This window comes from Acinetobacter terrae (genome assembly GCF_002135195.1).
Classification (GTDB): Bacteria; Pseudomonadota; Gammaproteobacteria; order Pseudomonadales; family Moraxellaceae; genus Acinetobacter; species Acinetobacter terrae.
In genome coordinates this window covers 92,202-108,848 of the sequence record NZ_NEGF01000005.1, presented here as the reverse complement: position 1 = coordinate 108,848, position 16,647 = coordinate 92,202, and the positions used below count along the sequence as shown (strand labels likewise).

14 protein-coding genes are annotated in these 16,647 nt (G+C 39.4%); 7 read left to right on the top strand and 7 right to left on the bottom strand.

All coding sequences use genetic code 11. The features are described from left to right. Positions 1-112: 112 nt before the first annotated feature. Positions 113-622 (top strand): hypothetical protein, encoded by a 510-nt coding sequence (locus B9T23_RS07510; protein ID WP_086193739.1) that lies wholly within the window; start codon positions 113-115, stop codon positions 620-622. A 76-nt stretch (positions 623-698) separates the two neighbouring features. Here B9T23_RS07510 and B9T23_RS07505 read toward each other — a convergent pair whose 3' ends face one another. From B9T23_RS07505 to B9T23_RS07495, 3 genes are all read right to left on the bottom strand, one after another. Continuing rightward, entirely contained in the window at positions 699-980 is a 282-nt protein-coding gene (locus B9T23_RS07505; RefSeq protein WP_086193652.1) for a hypothetical protein, read from the bottom strand. Between the two features lie 64 nt (positions 981-1,044). Further along, positions 1,045-2,373, bottom strand: coding sequence for a hemolysin family protein (locus tag B9T23_RS07500; protein WP_086193651.1), 1,329 nt, complete (start codon positions 2,371-2,373; stop codon positions 1,045-1,047). A 128-nt stretch (positions 2,374-2,501) separates the two neighbouring features. Beyond that, positions 2,502-3,491 (bottom strand): LysR family transcriptional regulator, encoded by a 990-nt coding sequence (locus B9T23_RS07495; RefSeq protein ID WP_067724250.1) that lies wholly within the window; start codon positions 3,489-3,491, stop codon positions 2,502-2,504. 803 nt (positions 3,492-4,294) lie between these two features. Here B9T23_RS07495 and B9T23_RS07490 point away from each other — a divergent pair. Continuing rightward, positions 4,295-5,896 (top strand): isocitrate lyase, encoded by a 1,602-nt coding sequence (locus B9T23_RS07490; RefSeq protein WP_086193650.1) that lies wholly within the window; start codon positions 4,295-4,297, stop codon positions 5,894-5,896. 100 nt (positions 5,897-5,996) lie between these two features. On the opposite strand, the gene B9T23_RS07485 is transcribed toward B9T23_RS07490, so the two are convergent. After that, the gene (locus B9T23_RS07485) at positions 5,997-6,371 is read right to left on the bottom strand and encodes a diacylglycerol kinase (protein WP_086193649.1); all 375 of its coding nucleotides are present in this window, start codon (positions 6,369-6,371) and stop codon (positions 5,997-5,999) included. A 509-nt stretch (positions 6,372-6,880) separates the two neighbouring features. On the opposite strand from B9T23_RS07485, the gene B9T23_RS07480 reads away from it, so the two are divergent. The 3 genes from B9T23_RS07480 to B9T23_RS07470 all read left to right on the top strand — a co-directional run bounded on the left by B9T23_RS07480 (position 6,881) and on the right by B9T23_RS07470 (position 11,170). Beyond that, positions 6,881-9,982 carry a multidrug efflux RND transporter permease subunit gene (locus tag B9T23_RS07480; protein WP_067724232.1) on the top strand — a complete coding sequence of 1,034 codons (3,102 nt, stop codon included), beginning with the start codon at positions 6,881-6,883 and terminating at the stop codon, positions 9,980-9,982. A gap of 215 nt (positions 9,983-10,197) precedes the next feature. Continuing rightward, positions 10,198-10,788: a DUF4112 domain-containing protein gene (locus tag B9T23_RS07475; protein ID WP_067724231.1), complete on the top strand. Its 591-nt coding sequence runs from the start codon at positions 10,198-10,200 to the stop codon at positions 10,786-10,788. Positions 10,789-10,819: 31 nt separating this feature from the next. Further along, a complete protein-coding gene (locus tag B9T23_RS07470; protein ID WP_086193648.1) occupies positions 10,820-11,170 on the top strand; it encodes a VOC family protein in 351 nt (116 codons plus the stop codon). Positions 11,171-11,238: 68 nt separating this feature from the next. Here B9T23_RS07470 and htpX read toward each other — a convergent pair whose 3' ends face one another. Both htpX and B9T23_RS07460 read right to left on the bottom strand, forming a co-directional pair. Further along, positions 11,239-12,144, bottom strand: a complete 906-nt coding sequence (gene htpX, locus B9T23_RS07465; protein ID WP_086193647.1) for a protease HtpX — start codon at positions 12,142-12,144, stop codon at positions 11,239-11,241. Between the two features lie 142 nt (positions 12,145-12,286). Beyond that, on the bottom strand, positions 12,287-13,156 hold the full coding sequence (locus B9T23_RS07460; protein WP_086193646.1) for a lytic transglycosylase domain-containing protein: 870 nt from the start codon (positions 13,154-13,156) through the stop codon (positions 12,287-12,289). A 499-nt stretch (positions 13,157-13,655) separates the two neighbouring features. Between B9T23_RS07460 and ttcA the strand changes: the two genes are divergently transcribed. Both ttcA and B9T23_RS07450 read left to right on the top strand, forming a co-directional pair. Then, positions 13,656-14,576 (top strand): tRNA 2-thiocytidine(32) synthetase TtcA, encoded by a 921-nt coding sequence (gene ttcA / locus B9T23_RS07455; protein WP_086193645.1) that lies wholly within the window; start codon positions 13,656-13,658, stop codon positions 14,574-14,576. 216 nt (positions 14,577-14,792) lie between these two features. After that, positions 14,793-15,176: an SCP2 sterol-binding domain-containing protein gene (locus B9T23_RS07450; protein WP_067724226.1), complete on the top strand. Its 384-nt coding sequence runs from the start codon at positions 14,793-14,795 to the stop codon at positions 15,174-15,176. Between the two features lie 59 nt (positions 15,177-15,235). Here the strand turns inward: B9T23_RS07450 and B9T23_RS07445 are convergent, their stop codons facing one another. Beyond that, a complete protein-coding gene (locus B9T23_RS07445) occupies positions 15,236-16,345 on the bottom strand; it encodes an MltF family protein (protein WP_086193644.1) in 1,110 nt (369 codons plus the stop codon). Between the last annotated feature and the right edge of the window lie 302 nt (positions 16,346-16,647).

Genomic DNA, 16,647 nt, shown 5'->3' with positions numbered 1-16,647 from the left:
TGTTTTTAGCTCCGTAGCGAAAGAAGAATGTGCTGAAGCAGATTTTATTCCTGTATTAAATGATGAATTATGCGAAAATAGACCTTTATTATTTTTTGTCCAAGGACAGTTTATGACTGATCAATCTCCTGAATCTTTAAGCGATATCGAAATTTTAGACATTTTACAGTCCATGAAAGACGATGTGCTAAATACTGAAGCGAAAGAGATTATCCTTAATGGGGGTAAAGCTGGTCGTCAAGAAGCACATAAACAGGCAATTGTTGCTTTGCATGATACTTTTGAAAAAAACTTTGTTGAAGCAGTGACTTTGGCATTAGGATTAAATGCCGGCCAAGCTAAAAAAATTAAATATAAAAAAGATCGTATTCGTATTTTAAAAGTACGTGGTATTGATTACATGGCGATTGATGGTGCTGAAACAGCTCAAGTTTTATCACAAGTTGCGCAAGCGATTCTGCGTGAAGACGCAATTGTAACGCGCGATCTACACAATATTTTCCCCTTCTGGAAAGAAGGCTGGCCAATGGTTCAGTTTGATAATGCATACAAAATTTTAGAAGAAGATATTAGTATTCACTATGCTCTCGTGATTGAGAACTTGATTGAAAACTTTAAATAATCTTCATTGAATGCTCTTCATTGAAATGAAAAAAAGCACCTGTTGAATGGTGCTTTTTTATATTACATTGGATTTTTTATGGATAAAGCCAAGCCAATAATAGACTGATTGGCCAAATAAAAAGTCTCCACCAGGTGATTAATGGATTCCAGAGAAACTCACCCATACGCAGGGTTGAATCATAACTTTTCCGATCACGTTCATAGCTATTGGGTGTAATCCACCAAGCGAAAATCAGCAGTGCAATCGCAATGAGAATGATCAGTGGCTGTTGTTGTTTTGCAAAAAAATAGTAAATCATATAAATGCCAGAATAAAAACTTAAGCAGGCGAGTAATGCTGAAAAGGAAATATTCATTCTCATTATCCAGTTTTATTGTTTTTAGTAGTGATCTTATATTCAATAAAAAAGAAAAAGCAGATTACTCTGCTTGTTCCTGACTTTCAGTTTCTGCTGGTCTTTCAAGTAGCCGCGTTACCAGTAATTGGTCAATTTTAAAATGATCGACATCCACCACTTCAAATTTATAAGCACCAAATATCACTGCATCTGCAGGGCGTGGAATCTTGCGCAATTTATACATCATGAAACCGGCGATGGTTTCATAGTTTTCATCATCCGGCATTTCATCAATTTCAAGCGCATGCTTGATGTCTTCAATTGGTGTGCTGCCATCAATCAGCCATGAATTATTGTCACGTTTGATGATTTGCTGATCCTCTTCAATCGTCGTCACCCAGTCGCCCATCACGGTAATCATAATGTCGGATAGGGTGATCACACCGACCACTAGCGCATATTCGTTAATAACAACCGCGAATTTTTCCTTGGTTGAACGGAAGCGATCCAGTAATTCAGATAAAGTTAAAGTATCTGGAATGGTCAATACACTACGAATGGTATTTTCATTCAGTTGAAGTAAAGACTGATTGTTCAGAATGCGGACTAAAATATCCTTGGCATCAATATAGCCAATCACATCATCAATATTTTCACTACAAACCACAAATTTGGAATAAGGATATTCTGCCAGTTTTTGGCGAATACTGGCTTCAGACTCTTTTAAGGTAAAGAACACCACGTTTTCACGTGTGGTCATACTTGAAGGTACATTGCGTTCTTCAAGTTCAAATACATTTTCAATGAAATGGTGTTCTTGTTTTTGTAGTACGCCAGCTTGTGCACCCGCATCCATCACTGCAGAAATATCAGCAAAGGTAATATTGTCATCACGGATGGTATTAATTTTAAACAAGCGGAACAGCAAATTCGCGATGGCATTGATGCCCCAGGCCAATGGCTTGCAAATTTTGATGAAAACTTGAATCGGGTTAATCACAGAAACTGCAATTTTTTCTGGTGCAATCATGGCCATGCGTTTTGGCATCAAGTCTGCAAAAAGAATAAACAGCGAAGTAACTAAGCTAAAGGAGAGGATAAAGCCAATGTTTTCAGTCCATGGACCTTGATAAATGCGATTTACAAAATTTACGATATAGGGGCGAAATGCTGCTTCACCCAAGATACCACCGAGAATGGCAACCGCGTTTAAGCCAATTTGCGAAGCCGCAAAGAAATCAGCGGATTGTTCTTGCAAGTCTAAAACTTTTTGGGCGCGTTCCTCGCCAGCTTCTGCAAGAATTTTAAGTTTGACCTTACGTGCACCGGCAAGGGCAATCTCGGTTAAAGAGAGAAAACCGGCTCCGGCAATCAGTATCGCGATGATGAGGATATTCTGGAAAAGGCTCACGAATCCACCTGTAGATCATCATTATTATGGAGTATTTTTAACACAAAAAGACTAGAGGTAGTAAGGAAATTACTACCTTGATTAGCACAGTATAATCTTAAAAAAGAAGAATTTAAGAATTTTTACGATTAATAGTGAGAAAATTGTGAGTTATTCATTAGAAATTCACGATTTTCTTCTTCAATCATTTGACGGGCTACATACAGAATCAGCTGACGTAACCAGCGGTGTGCAGGATGATGATGCAATAACGGGCACCATGCCATTTTCAATTCAAATTCTGGAATATAAAATGGTGGGTCTTTAATCAGCAGGTTTGGATTGTTGGATTGTAGTTTTGCAATACGACTTGGCAGCGTTGCAATCAAATCAACATTGGATGCCAAAAGCGCAGGCATTTGATAATGACGGGTAAAAACAGAAATCTTACGTTTTTGACCAATACGTTCTAAAGCTTGATCAATCCAGCCAAGACCGGCCTGTTTATCAGGATTGACACCAAAGCCAACACCCATACCGGTTTTAGACACCCAGATATGTTGTGCATCTAAATAGCTTTTAAGATTTAAGTTTGCGCTAGCAGGGTGTTTGTTGTTGAGCAAACACGAAAAACTGTCACGCCAAACCAAGACCTGATGGAAACTTTGTGGAATTTCATTGAATCGGTTAATGGCTAAATCAACTTTACCCTGTTCCATATCACGGTAAGACACGTCACTTGGGGTTAAAAAGTCGAGAACGACATTCGGAGCTTCTGAACGCAATGCTTTAACCAGACGAGGGACTAAAGTCGCTTCGGCATAGTCAGAGGTCATGATGCGGAAAACGCGATTCGAGGTATAAGGGCGGAATTCTGTACGAGGTTCCAAAATCATCGACAAGTCAGAAAGCGCATCACGAATACGAGGTTGTAATTCTAAAGCACGTTCTGTCGGTGTCATGCCTTCAGAAGAACGGATTAAAAGCGGATCATTAAATAAATTACGTAGACGACGTAAAATATTACTCATAGCGGGTTGGGTAACACCCAATTGTTCTGCTGCGCGGGTAACATTTTTTTCACGTAAAAGAACATCAAGGTAAATTAATAGATTGAGATCGACCCGCTCCAGATTCATATAAAAAATACCCATAATAAAACCATGAAATTATGTCAATTATGCCATAAGCAGTAAGGCTTGTGTAGGAAATATGATGAAAAAAAAGCCGGCCTAAAAGGGGTTTTGTTACGATATTGGCTATTCTTATAAGCTGTGAATTCTCGGTGATTATCAATTGAGTTTTAAGCAGATTGAAATATGAGTTTGATGATTTGTATCTCTGCAATACTGAATTTAAAAGCTCGAATTGCGGCTCATGCAATTGCATCAAATTGACAGGTTTTAATTGGATTGAATTTCCTTAAATAGAATGGGATTTTAAATGAAAATTTGTATTTCATAAATTTATCGGGGAAAAGCAGATCGGTCTTTTTACAGCGAAGGTTTTGAATGCAGAAAAAGATAAGGGCACTTTATTTGATGAAATAAAATGCAATTATATTTTTAAAATAATGACGATAAAATAAGAGAGATGAGATAAAAACGAGAATACTGCTCTTTTTTATTAAACCCTATACTTAGGTCTAATGAAGAATAAAACAGCATATTGATTATTTGTTATACAAAAAAAGACTTTTTCTATTTTAAATATAATTTTAAAAATTAGTAACTTATAGAATTTAGTGACAATTATAATTAGACTTTAATCTACATATTTTTTAAATAAATACTGAAGATTCTTGCAGACTATTGGATTAATTATTTGACTGCATCTAAGCTGTGTCCATAGCAACGAAGCGCTCTAAATCTGAACAAATCAATATCTTGCAGATTTAGTCCTTTGATTGATGAAATCCTAAAATTATACACAGGAAAATATCATGACTACATACCAAACAGCGGTAGATGCAATCCGTGAATTAAAAGCAAAATTCGGAAGCACATGGCGCGATATCAGCCCAGAAGATGCTGCGCGTATGCAAATGCAAAACCAATTCAAAACTGGTCTTGATATTGCTAAATATACAGCTGCTATTATGCGTCGTGATATGGCTGAATATGATGCTGATTCTAGCAAATACACTCAATCTTTGGGTTGCTGGCACGGTTTCATCGCACAACAAAAAATGATTGCGAACAAAAAATATTTCGGTACTACTGATAAACGCTACATCTACTTATCTGGTTGGATGGTTGCTGCACTTCGTTCAGAATTCGGTCCACTTCCTGACCAGTCTATGCACGAAAAAACTTCAGTACCTGCTTTGATTGCTGAAATCTACACTTTCCTTCGTCAAGCAGATGCAAAAGAATTAAACGACTTGTTCCGTGCGCTTAAAAAAGCAAACGAAGCGGGCGATACAGCTAAAGCTGCTGAAATCACTGCTCAAATCGATGGTTTCCAAACTCATGTTGTTCCAATTATTGCGGACATCGATGCTGGTTTCGGTAACGAAGAAGCGACTTACTTACTTGCTAAAAAAATGATCGAAGCGGGTGCTTGTGCACTTCAAATCGAAAACCAAGTATCTGATGCTAAACAATGTGGTCACCAAGCTGGTAAAGTAACAGTTCCACACGAAGACTTCATCGCTAAGATTCATGCACTTCGTTATGCATTCTTGGAAATGGGTCTTGATGACGGTATCATCGTTGCGCGTACTGACTCTGAAGGCGCTGACTTGACTCAAAAAATCCCAGTGGTTAAAGAGCCAGGCGACATCGCTTCTCAGTACATCAGCTACTTAGAAACTTCTGAAATTGATATTTCTGAAGCGCAAGAAGACGAAATCCTAATCAAACGTAACGGCAAATTACACCGTCCTAAACGTTTACCTTCTGGCCTTTACCAGTTCCGTGCTGACACTCAAATTGATCGTGTTGTACTTGACTGTGTATCTAGCCTTCAAAACGGTGCTGACTTACTTTGGATTGAAACTGCGACTCCAAACGTTGACGAAATCGCTCACATGGTTAACCGTGTACGTGAAACAGTTCCAAATGCTAAGCTTGTTTACAATAACAGCCCATCATTCAACTGGACTTTAAACTTCCGTCAACAAACTTATGACCGTTATGTTGCTGAAGGTAAAGACGTTTCTGCTTACGACCGTGCTAAGTTAATGAGCGCTGAGTATGACGAAACTGAATTGGCTGCTGACGCTGACGAAAAAGTTCGTACATTCCAAGCGGATGCTTCTCGTGAAGCGGGTGTGTTCCATCACTTGATCACACTTCCGACTTACCACACTGCAGCTCTTTCTACTCATGAGCTTGCTAAAGGTTACTTCGGTGAAGAAGGTATGCTTGCTTATGTTGCTGGCGTACAACGTAAAGAAATCCGCGGTTCAATCGCATGTGTTAAACACCAAGCAATGGCTGGTTCTGACATCGGTGATGATCACAAAGAAATCTTCGCTGGTGATAACGCGCTTAAAGCTGGTGATGACTCTAAAAACACAATGAACCAATTCGGTGGTTAATCCTCCCGAGTGATTCAAAAAAAACCCTGCGAAAGTAGGGTTTTTTTATTGCTTTTAATTGAAGGAAAAGCAGTAGGATTTTTATTTTTGTATCATTCAATTATGGAATTAAAATAATCAGCCATGTAAAGAAAATAATCGCCAGTGCAACAAATTGTGCAGCACTGCCCATATCTTTGGCATTTTTTGAAAGCTCATGTCTTTCCAAAGAAATACGGTCTACTACAGCTTCAATCGCTGAATTAAATAATTCAACAATCAGTGCCAATAAACACACAGCAATCATCACTGCTTGTTCTGCGCGTGATACATTCAGAAAAAAACTGATGGGAATCAGAATCAAATTTAAAAATAAAATTTGTCGAAAGGCGGCTTCATTGATAAATGCAGTTTTAAAACCTGCAATGGAATAATGAGTGGCATTAATCACACGCTTAAAACCGGTTTTGCCTTTGTATGGAGAAGATTGATTCATGGCTTAATTTTTTTTGCTAAATTTTAGGCAAGATAGATCATAAGGCTTAAATATGGCTTAATTCTAAAAAACTGGAAAGTTATATTTTTATATTACAAAAAATGAAGCATAAAAAGATTTAACAATGACAGAACGATGATTGGTGATACTTTTTAATTAGCATGGATATTAAAAAATTCCGATATTGAGCTTGTAGGTAGAAATAAGGGGGTTGCTGAATTTTAGTTAAATAAAATTGCCCTATTCCAAGCCCAGTCTTTTCTTTTTAATGAAATTACTTTGTAAAATAATCTATTCACAGTCTAATGGTAAAGATGAAGCATACGCTTAGCGGTTGATTAAGCGGTATATCTTCATAGTTTCCCCTTATTTATGGAGAAAAATAAGATTTCATATCCATGATATTGTGTTTTTAACTTTTAGTTACTGTATAGCAGCTTTAATTTGCTATTTTAGAACCAGTTTTTATTGCCCAGTTCTACCACCTACTTATACTGCGATTACGTCATATGCTGTCGAAATATTTTATTCAACGACCTATTTTTGCTGGTGTATTGGCCATTGTTGTCATGGCACTGGGACTTTTTGCAGTCATTAATTTACCGGTAGAGCGTTATCCAGATATTGCTCCACCCAGAATTGCGATTAGCGCCACTTATTCTGGTGCGGATGCCGAGACCGTTGAAGAAAGTGTCACCCAAATTTTAGAACAGCAAATTAAAGGCTTGGACCATTTACTTTATTTTAGTTCCAGCAGTGACTCTACCGGTCGTAGCCGGATTAATATCAGCTTTGAAAATGGCACCGACCCGGATACTGCCCAAGTTCAAGTACAAAATGCCATCAATAGCGTCGTGAGCCGATTACCTGAAGATGTACAGCGCCAAGGGGTGAATGTATTCAAATCTCTGGGTGATACTCACATGGTGATTGGGCTATATGATGAAACCAGAAAAAGCAGCAATATTGAATTATCCGATTATTTGTTAAGTTATTTAGAGGCGGAAATTGCCCGTGTAGATGGTGTGGGTGAAGTTGATGTATTTGGTTCGCAGTTTGCCATGCGAATCTGGCTGGATCCAAATAAACTCAAACAATACAAGTTAATTCCCAGCGATATTCAGAAAGCCGTAGAAGCACAAAATACCCAGGTTGCAGCGGGTGGAGTTGGCGAGTTACCGGTATTAGAAGAACAATACTTAAATGCCAAAGTCACATCAGGCACACGTTTAAAAACGGTTGATGAATTTAACAATATTATTCTCAAGTCTAGCCAATCCGGCGAATATGTCTATTTAAAGGATGTTGCCCGTGTAGAAATTGGGGCGGAGAATTACCAATCCTATAATACGACCAATGGCTATCCATCAGCCGGTATGGCAGTTTCCCTGGCATCCGGTGCCAATGCCATTCAAACCTCAAAACTGATTAATGAAACGGTCGAGCATATTTCCAAAACATTGCCCAAAGGTTATAAGCTGGTCTATCCAAATGACAACACACCTTTTGTTCAGCAATCGATTCATGAGGTGGTAAAAACCTTATTTGAAGCCATTTTGCTGGTGATTGTGGTGATGTTTATTTTCCTGCAAAACTGGCGTGCGACCCTTATTCCTGCGATTACTGTACCGGTGGTGATTCTGGGTACTATGGCAGTGTTATATGTGCTGGGTTTGAGTATCAATACCTTAACCCTGTTTGCCTTGGTGCTTGCAATTGGTCTGCTGGTGGATGATGCGATTGTAGTAGTCGAAAACGTTGAACGGCTGATGCATGAACAAGGTTTAAACGCCAAGCAGGCATCGATCCAGTCCATGCAAGAAATCAGTGGCGCATTGATCGGGATTACCCTGGTGCTGACTGCAGTATTTATTCCCATGGCATTTTTTGGTGGTTCTGCAGGGGTGATTTACCGTCAGTTCTCCATGACTTTAGTTACGGCGATGACTATCTCTCTGGCAGTTGCTTTAATTCTGACTCCTGCATTGTGTGCATTGGTGTTAAAACCGATAGAAAAACCTTATGGCTGGGCAAATCGGTTTAACAATGTGCTTAATCAGGTAAAAAGAAAATATCTTAAACTGTCTTCTTTCACCATTCAAAACCGCCTGATTACTTTGGTCGTGGCTTTGGCTTTAGTCAGTGTTTTTGCCTTGTTTTACCGTGCATTGCCCACCAGCTATTTACCCAATGAAGATCAGGGTTCACTCAGCCTGCAAGTGACTTTACAAGACAATGCCCCGATGACCAAAACCATTGAAATGGGGGAAACGGTTCGTCGTTATTTTCTGGAAAATGAAAAAGACAATGTGGATTTGGTGATGCTGCGTTATGGTCGAAACCGTACCGGAACTGGGCAGCATTTGGCACAGGGTTTTATTAAATTAAAACCCTGGGATGAACGTTCTGGCAAAGAAAATACTGCCGATGCTATCAAGGAGCGTGCGACCCAGTTTTTCCGTAAAAACCAGAATGCACGCATAACTGTTTCTATGCCACCGGTGGTCAATGGTCTGGGGGATACCAGTGGCTTAAACCTTTGGGTTCGCGATATTGATGGTCAGGGGCGCAAAGTTTTAACGCAAAAATTTAACCAGCTTAAAGAAGATTCGAAACAGTATTCATCATTTGAAAACATGGATAAACGAACCGCACCTGAAAAAGCCAATCTTAAAGTGACGATTGATCAAAGAGCTGCAATGGCTTCAGGTTTAACTCCAACTGATATTAACAGTACGCTGTCCGCAGCTTTGGGGGGCAAGTACATTAATGACTTTATTGATCGAGGACGGATTAAAAGAGTCATTATGCAAAGTGATGCGGCTTATCGTGCTAAACCGGAAGATTTGCAATATTGGTCGGTCAGAAATAGCAATAATGAAATGGTGCCATTCACCAATTTTTCTCAAGTTCAGTGGTCGGGTGCACCGGAAATTGTCAACAGGTTTAATGGTTATACTGCCATCGAACTAGAAGCCGAAAAAAGCTCCAAGGCAAGTTCTGGGGAAGCGATGCAGGATATTGATCAGCTGGTCAGCAAAGTTTCCGGAATTGATTTAGCCTGGAGCGGTGTGTCTTTCGAAGAACGGAAATCAAGTAATCAGGCACTATTGCTTTATCTGATTTCAATTGGCTTCATTTTCCTGTGTTTGGCGGCTTTATATGAAAGCTGGTCGATTCCTACTGCTGTATTGAGTGCCATTCCTTTGGGTGTTGGTGGCAATATCCTGTTCAGTTATTTTGCTGGATTTCCTAACGATATCTATTTCCAGATTGCGTTACTGACTACCATTGGCTTGTCATGTAAAAATGCCATTTTAATCGTGGAGTTTGCCTCACTTGCCCAGACGCAAGGACGCAGTGTGATTGAAGCGGCTTTGGAAGGGGCGAGTCTGCGTTTACGCCCGATTCTAATGACTTCATTGGCTTTTGGTGCAGGTGTGATTCCATTGGTATTTGCCTTTGGTGCGGGAGCGGTCAGTCGTCAAGAAATTGGAGTGAGTGTCTTAGGTGGGGTAATTTTTGCCACGATCTTGGTACTGATTTTTATTCCATTTATGTATGTCCTGATCCGGACTGTCTTTAAGGGCAAAGCTCAACCGGAATCTTGAGTAATCACGATTATCTCATAGGCATTCTCAGGATGCCTATCGAGTAATTAATTGATCGCTGCATTTTATGAGCCAAAAAATGTGCTCACTATAAATCTTGATTTGTTCTGGCAGAGCATTGAACTGCTTTATTAATCATATCGATACACAGCATGCAGAAAAGATATGGTGTAATCTCAAGTATTTAGATAATGCTTTCCTTGGAATTGAGGCCTATGTCAGAGCAACAACAAAAAAAACTCAGCCAGCAAGAGGTGGTGCGTCTAGAGCGGGATTTAGCCAAGTTTGCCAATATGATGGACTCGGTGGTGCGTATTCCGTTTACCAAGCAAGGGGTCGGGGCAGATGCCGCATTAAGTACCATTCCTGTCGCAGGTGATGTCGCAGGTTTTGTATTGACCTGCTACGCGATTTATAAAGCCAGGCAAATAGGGGTGCCACAAAGCAAACTCAATTCGGTGATGAAATTGGCCATGGTAGATGCTGTGGTCGGTTTTATTCCTGTGCTGGGAACCGTGTTTGATATTTTTATTCGTCCAAGCCGTAAAGCCTTAACCATTGTGCATGAGCATATTCGAGAGGAATATCAGATTCACAGTGATTCACATGTGGTGCATCCATTTTTGCATGAAAGCCTGGAGCATAAACAACAGAGCTCAGCCTTTTGGCGAAATCCTGTGGTGGCTTGGCTGTGGTTACATATTCCTGATCTTTTAGGGGGAATCGTTTTGGTGCTGATGCTGATTGCGATGTGGTTAGGTTTGAGCTGGTTATGGCAATGGTTTCAAGGATTGAGTGCTTTTTGATTTTGCTCGATAAGATTTAGGGATAAGAACCATGGATTATATTGCTGCGAATTTACCCGCGATCAATTTTGACGCGACATGTGATTTTTATCGCATGCTTGGTTTTCAATCTACCTATCAATCTAATGAATGGATGATTCTGCATCGTGGTAGTTTAACTCTGGAATTTTTTCATCATCCAGCGCTCGATCTTAAAAGCTCTTGGCATAGTGCGTGTATTCGGGTTGAGGATTTGCCAGCACTTTATCAAGCATGGCAGGGTTTAAATTGGGCGGCATTTTCACAAGCTCGAATCACGGATATAGAACATTTGGCTGAAATAGAGATGTTCTGTGTCATTGATATCAACGGCAGCTTATTACGTTGCATTCAACAACATTAAAAAAAGCCTCCATTTCGGAGGCTCTTTTTATATCAATTTAATCAACCAGTATTTTTAATCAAACCATATTATGGGCAGTTTAACTGATGTAATGCAGCCACACGTTGTTCAATCGTTGGGTGAGTTTGGAACAAAGCCGCTAAGCTGAAACCTTGTTCTTTACCTTCCGCAATTGCAAACGCTTTCATTTCTTTTGGCATTTGATCAGGCAGTTCTGATTCTGCCTGTAAACGTAACAATGCTGAAATCATGGCTTGTTTACCAGCTAAACGTGCACCAGCTTCATCGGCACGGTATTCACGGTGACGTGAGAACCACATCACGATAGAAGATGCCAAAATACCAAACACGATATCCAGTACGATAGTAATACCGAAGTAAGCCAGTCCCGGTGCTTCGCCATCTTCACGACCAAACACGTTACGGTCAATAAAATCACCGACCACACGTGCAAAGAACATGACGAATGCATTGACGACACCTTGAATCAGAGCCAGGGTCACCATATCACCATTGGCAACGTGACCAATTTCATGCGCAAGTACCGCACGAAGTTCGTCTTTGTTCATTCGTTCGAGTAAACCCGTTGAAACGGCTACTAAAGCGTCGTTTTTGTTCCAACCTGTTGCAAAAGCATTGGACTGGTAAGAAGGGAAGATGCCCACTTCTGGCATATTGATACCAGCGCGTTGCGATAATTGCGCAACTTCTTGTAATAACCATGCTTCTGCTTGATTACGAGGCGCATTGGGATCAATAAGCTCTGTCCCAGTGGTTTTTTTCGCCATCCATTTTGACATGAACAGGGAAATGATAGAACCAACCATACCAAAGACAAAACAGATGACCAATAGGTTGCCTAGATTTAAGCCACCCGCGCCATGGTAACTACCGACACCGAAGAGTGACAAAATAATGCCAGCTACAACCAGTACCGCGAGGTTGGTAAGCAAGAACAAACCAATCCGCATCATTGAGAGAATCCTCTTATAATAAAAAAATAATCTGATTTATGAATCAAAAATCATCTACTAAATATGAGGTGTAAGTCTTAAAAATTCAAGAAGAAAAATAAGTAATTCTGTTAGAGGATACAGATTTCAAAAAATGACTTTGTTAGTCGGTAATTGAAATTTTGGCAGACGCCGTAGCATGTGCCGTGGCATAAGAACCTATAGGGGCATCGGTAAAACGACCATCAGAAGCCATGATGATTTGACGTTGCGCACTGTAATGAGATGTAGAATTTGATGAAGATGATTCATTAGAACTCGATTGCGCGATAATTTTTCCATGTTCAGCGTGATGGTCATTGCTTGAACTTGTACTGGTCGCAATTCCATTTGAGTATAAGTTGCTATAACGACTGCTGACCCGTCTTACATAATCCTGCGTTTCTTTAAATGGGGGAATACCGCCATATTTTGCCACATTACCTTCACCGGCATTATAGCCGGCTAAAACCAGCGAGGTGTTACCGTTAAAACGCTTCATCAGCCAAGACAAATATTTTGCTCCAGCCATAATATTCTGCTGGGGATCGAATGCATTGGAAACATTAAAGCGTCGTGCCGTTGCAGGCATCAGTTGCATCAGTCCTTGTGCACCGACAGGTGAACGTGCATTCACATTAAACCCAGATTCAGTATGCATGACTGCTTTAATTAAGCCTTCAGAAATACCGTGTTGTGACGCCGCTTGTTTAATAATAGGGTCAAAGGCATTTTTATTGCGACTATAGCTTGGAAGCACCGAGGCTTCAGACGAACCCCAGTTACTATAACTATGGATATTACTGTCCGGATAATACGTCTTTTTTTCCACTTTTAAATGATTATAGCGACCCTTTTTGTTAGTGAGTAGGGTCGTGCCATTCGATTCTTTTAACTGGTAGATGGTTTGACCGGCATAACTGGTCGATGCAACAGAACCAACTGTCACACACCCCAAAAAATAAAGTCCCATGCTTACAATGTTATTTTTCATTTTTTTATATAGAAAAAAATCTGCTCCAGACAGTTCAACAGGAGTTTAACAAAAAAACACACAATTAAAAGCGTTCTGAAACTTATTTCTCTGCAAGTTTGTAAAAAGCAAGGGCTAATTGCAGAGATAGTAATCAAAAAATATTTTAATTTTTTTTAATCAGGATAACTTGACACTATTAAGCTATTGATTTTTATTGAAAATAAAATTGATCAAAAAATGATCAATTTAAATAGAAGCCTTAAACAATAGGTCAGACACCTTGTCAAGCCTTTTGAAATCCACAAAGTTATCCACAGGTTTTGTGGACAACTGTGGAAAAGTACAATTGGTAAGCATTGTGGCTAAAATTTGAACTGCACCGTCCAAAATAACATGTGGTTGATTACGTGAAAATGACAACAATAATCAATTTTCAGAAATTACATTCTTTTGGTGCGATGTGAGGCTGAATCGGATAAAATTGCGCGGTATTTTTATTTATGGGTAAATCTCGTCTATGTACTCGCCAGTTGAGTCCGAACAAGGATTTAATTTCAAACCAGAACTGCCAACAAGTTCGGCATATTACCGTTTGTTGAAAAAGCTTCGCCGCCAAGTCGGTCATGCCATTCGTGATTTTAAAATGCTCGAAGAAGGTGACAAGGTGATGGTATGTATTTCTGGTGGTAAAGACAGTTATACCTTGCTCGACATTATGTTGCAGTTTAAACGCATTGCACCCATAAACTTTGATGTCGTTGCGGTTAACCTAGACCAAAAGCAGCCGGGTTTCCCTGAAGATGTCTTGCCACGTTATTTAGAAGAAAATAACATTCCATATTACATTCTGGAAAAAGACACCTACAGCATTACCAAAAAATTGACCCCTGAAGGTAAAACGTATTGTGCAGTGTGCTCACGTTTACGTCGTGGTTCGTTATATGGTTTTGCCCAGGAAATTGGCGCGACCAAAGTGGCTTTGGGTCATCACCGTGATGATATTATGGCAACTTTCTTCCTAAACTTGTTCCATGGCGGCAGCTTGAAAGCCATGCCACCAAAACTCTTGTCATCAGACAAGAAAAATATCCTGATTCGTCCACTGGCTTATGTGGAAGAAAAAGATATCGTCAAGTATGCAGAAATGCGTCAGTTCCCAATTATTCCGTGTAACTTATGTGGTTCACAGGAAAATTTACAGCGCGCGATGATCAACAATATGTTGCGTGAATGGGATGCTCAATATCCAAAGCGTTTACATAGTATTTTTGGTGCCATGCAAAACGTATCACCTTCACAATTGGCCGATCGTGAACTGTTTGACTTTGAAGCTTTAGATGAACAACGTGAAATTGATTTCACCAGTAGCTGTTCAACAGAAGATGAATCACAAAGCAAGCGCATCAATATGGTGAATTTAGGCTTTGCTGCTGAATAATGGTTGCGGTAGACACCAGTTTTAGGATTGGTGTCTATTTTATGTATCTGATTTAGTTAAATAATGTATTGAAAATATAAAAATTGAACGTATCGTGCAAAAAACTTTAAGCAGAAAACAATTTTACATGCTATAACAAGCGTCAAGCATAAATAGCTTCACAAAGATGTTGTCTGGATAGGCGACACAAATGAACTAATAAATTGAGGAAAGATCATGCCTACCTTTTTAACTGATGATTGGTTTTCAAATGTAGAGAACTTAACTGCTCAAGCTGGTGACTTAAACTTGCCACCTGCACTTGCAAATTTAGCAATCAACTTAGTGGTTACAGATTCACAAGGCAATACAGAATTGTCTTTGGATGGTGGTGCAATTAAAAAAGGTCTATCTCCAAATGCTAAAACTACTTTGAACATGGATGGTGAAACCCTTCGCAAAGTGTTCCTTGAATTTGATATGGCTGCTGCTATGCAAGCATTCATGACAGGCAAAATTAAAGTTCAAGGCGATATGTCACAATTGATGGCTTTACAAACTGCTAAGCCAAGCCAAGAACAAAAAGATTTATTTAAGAAAGTGCTTGAGCAAACCACTTAAGAACTTTTAAGCATAAAAAAGCTTACCCAAGGGTAAGCTTTTTTTATATTTAGAAGATATTAAATATTCACTAACTGTGTCGTTTTAATATGTTCTAAATAAGAGCGGATACGAGTTACATACTGTACCGCTTGACGATAACGACCATTGCTGGCTTTGTTACGATCTAAATAACTATATAGATTGACCCAATTATTTGGATTTTTACCCTGTGCACGAATGCGATTTTGAATCTGATTAACGGCACCTGGTCCCATATTGTAAGCAACAAGTGCATACCAGTTACGATCAGGATAAGGAACATCTGTAAAACGACTTAACATCTGGTCGTAATATTTCGCCCCACCTTCAATACTTTGAGCAGGATCCGTTCGGTTACTCACACCCATAGCTTTTGCGGTACTGTTGGTCAGCATCATTAAACCACGAACACCGGTAGGCGATACAGAATTGGGTTTTAAATACGATTCCTGATAACCAATTGCTGCTAATAGGTGCCAATCTAAATCATATTTTGCAGCTGTATTTTTAAAGCTGGCTTTATAAATAGGCATCCGTTGATTTAAATCACGCTGAATGCTATCCCATGATTCTTCTTGAACCGCATTCTGGTTGTAGAATGAAGCCAATTGACGAATCGAACCAGACTGTTTGCCCTGACAGACAAAACCACTTGCAGTTTGTGTGAGTGGATCATCTGCATGTTTAAATACCCAATTCAGCTTTGTATTTAAGCCATTTTGTTGCAAGCTGCCGATATCACCACAGGTTGCTGAAAAAGAAGTCAGACGCTTCTGTTCAATAGAACTAACATCTGCTGTCGTCATGGCAAAGTTGGCCTTACCTTGCGATACCCATTTGAGTGCTGTCGCGTTATCAGGCACAGTTTTAAACACCAGTTTGACGTTTAAGCTGTTGGCATAGTTACGCGCGAGGTCATAACCAAACCCATGTAGATGCGCGCCATCTTTAAATACTGTGGTCGAATTTTCCACTGAAACGACGGTGAGTTGCTTGCCGTTGACTACAGAATCGTATTGGTACGATTTACTTGCATTAATACTATGAAATGGAATTAACAGGGTACTGAACGCAAGAATTTTTAATGAGAGAGAAGATTTTAAAGAGTTAAGGCAAAGCCTCACCCCAGAAGTTGAACTACTGTGCATGTTGTCTCCGCTACAAGTAATTTATGCCCTATAAAGCAAAGGCGAACATGCCTCAAGCTTTTTCAAGTTTGATAAATTCAATAAGGGTTGGGCAGTCATGACGTCATTCAAAATGACATTAGATTAAAAGGAGAATAATGTAGAATTTCTACATAGATTAAAAAGTAAGCGATTTAAAAACATGCGCGAATAATAAGGGTGAAAAATAAACTTGTCAAATTTTGTACTAAACTTTTTAGAGATATGTAACATAAAGAGTTAATTTAATTGAAGAATTAATTTTATAAACTTTAGTTGTGTGT

Bases quoted from the DNA above. Each gene is read 5' to 3' on its own strand.
- B9T23_RS07510 (WP_086193739.1), top strand. From the start codon at position 113: ATGACTGATCAATCTCCTGAATCTTTAAGCGATATCGAAATTTTAGAC.
- B9T23_RS07505 (WP_086193652.1), bottom strand. From the start codon at position 980: ATGAATATTTCCTTTTCAGCATTACTCGCCTGCTTAAGTTTTTATTCT.
- B9T23_RS07495 (WP_067724250.1), bottom strand. From the start codon at position 3,491: ATGAATCTGGAGCGGGTCGATCTCAATCTATTAATTTACCTTGATGTT.
- B9T23_RS07490 (WP_086193650.1), top strand. From the start codon at position 4,295: ATGACTACATACCAAACAGCGGTAGATGCAATCCGTGAATTAAAAGCA.
- B9T23_RS07485 (WP_086193649.1), bottom strand. From the start codon at position 6,371: ATGAATCAATCTTCTCCATACAAAGGCAAAACCGGTTTTAAGCGTGTG.
- B9T23_RS07480 (WP_067724232.1), top strand. From the start codon at position 6,881: ATGCTGTCGAAATATTTTATTCAACGACCTATTTTTGCTGGTGTATTG.
- B9T23_RS07475 (WP_067724231.1), top strand. From the start codon at position 10,198: ATGTCAGAGCAACAACAAAAAAAACTCAGCCAGCAAGAGGTGGTGCGT.
- B9T23_RS07470 (WP_086193648.1), top strand. From the start codon at position 10,820: ATGGATTATATTGCTGCGAATTTACCCGCGATCAATTTTGACGCGACA.
- htpX (WP_086193647.1), bottom strand. From the start codon at position 12,144: ATGATGCGGATTGGTTTGTTCTTGCTTACCAACCTCGCGGTACTGGTT.
- B9T23_RS07460 (WP_086193646.1), bottom strand. From the start codon at position 13,156: ATGAAAAATAACATTGTAAGCATGGGACTTTATTTTTTGGGGTGTGTG.
- ttcA (WP_086193645.1), top strand. From the start codon at position 13,656: ATGTACTCGCCAGTTGAGTCCGAACAAGGATTTAATTTCAAACCAGAA.
- B9T23_RS07450 (WP_067724226.1), top strand. From the start codon at position 14,793: ATGCCTACCTTTTTAACTGATGATTGGTTTTCAAATGTAGAGAACTTA.
- B9T23_RS07445 (WP_086193644.1), bottom strand. From the start codon at position 16,345: ATGCACAGTAGTTCAACTTCTGGGGTGAGGCTTTGCCTTAACTCTTTA.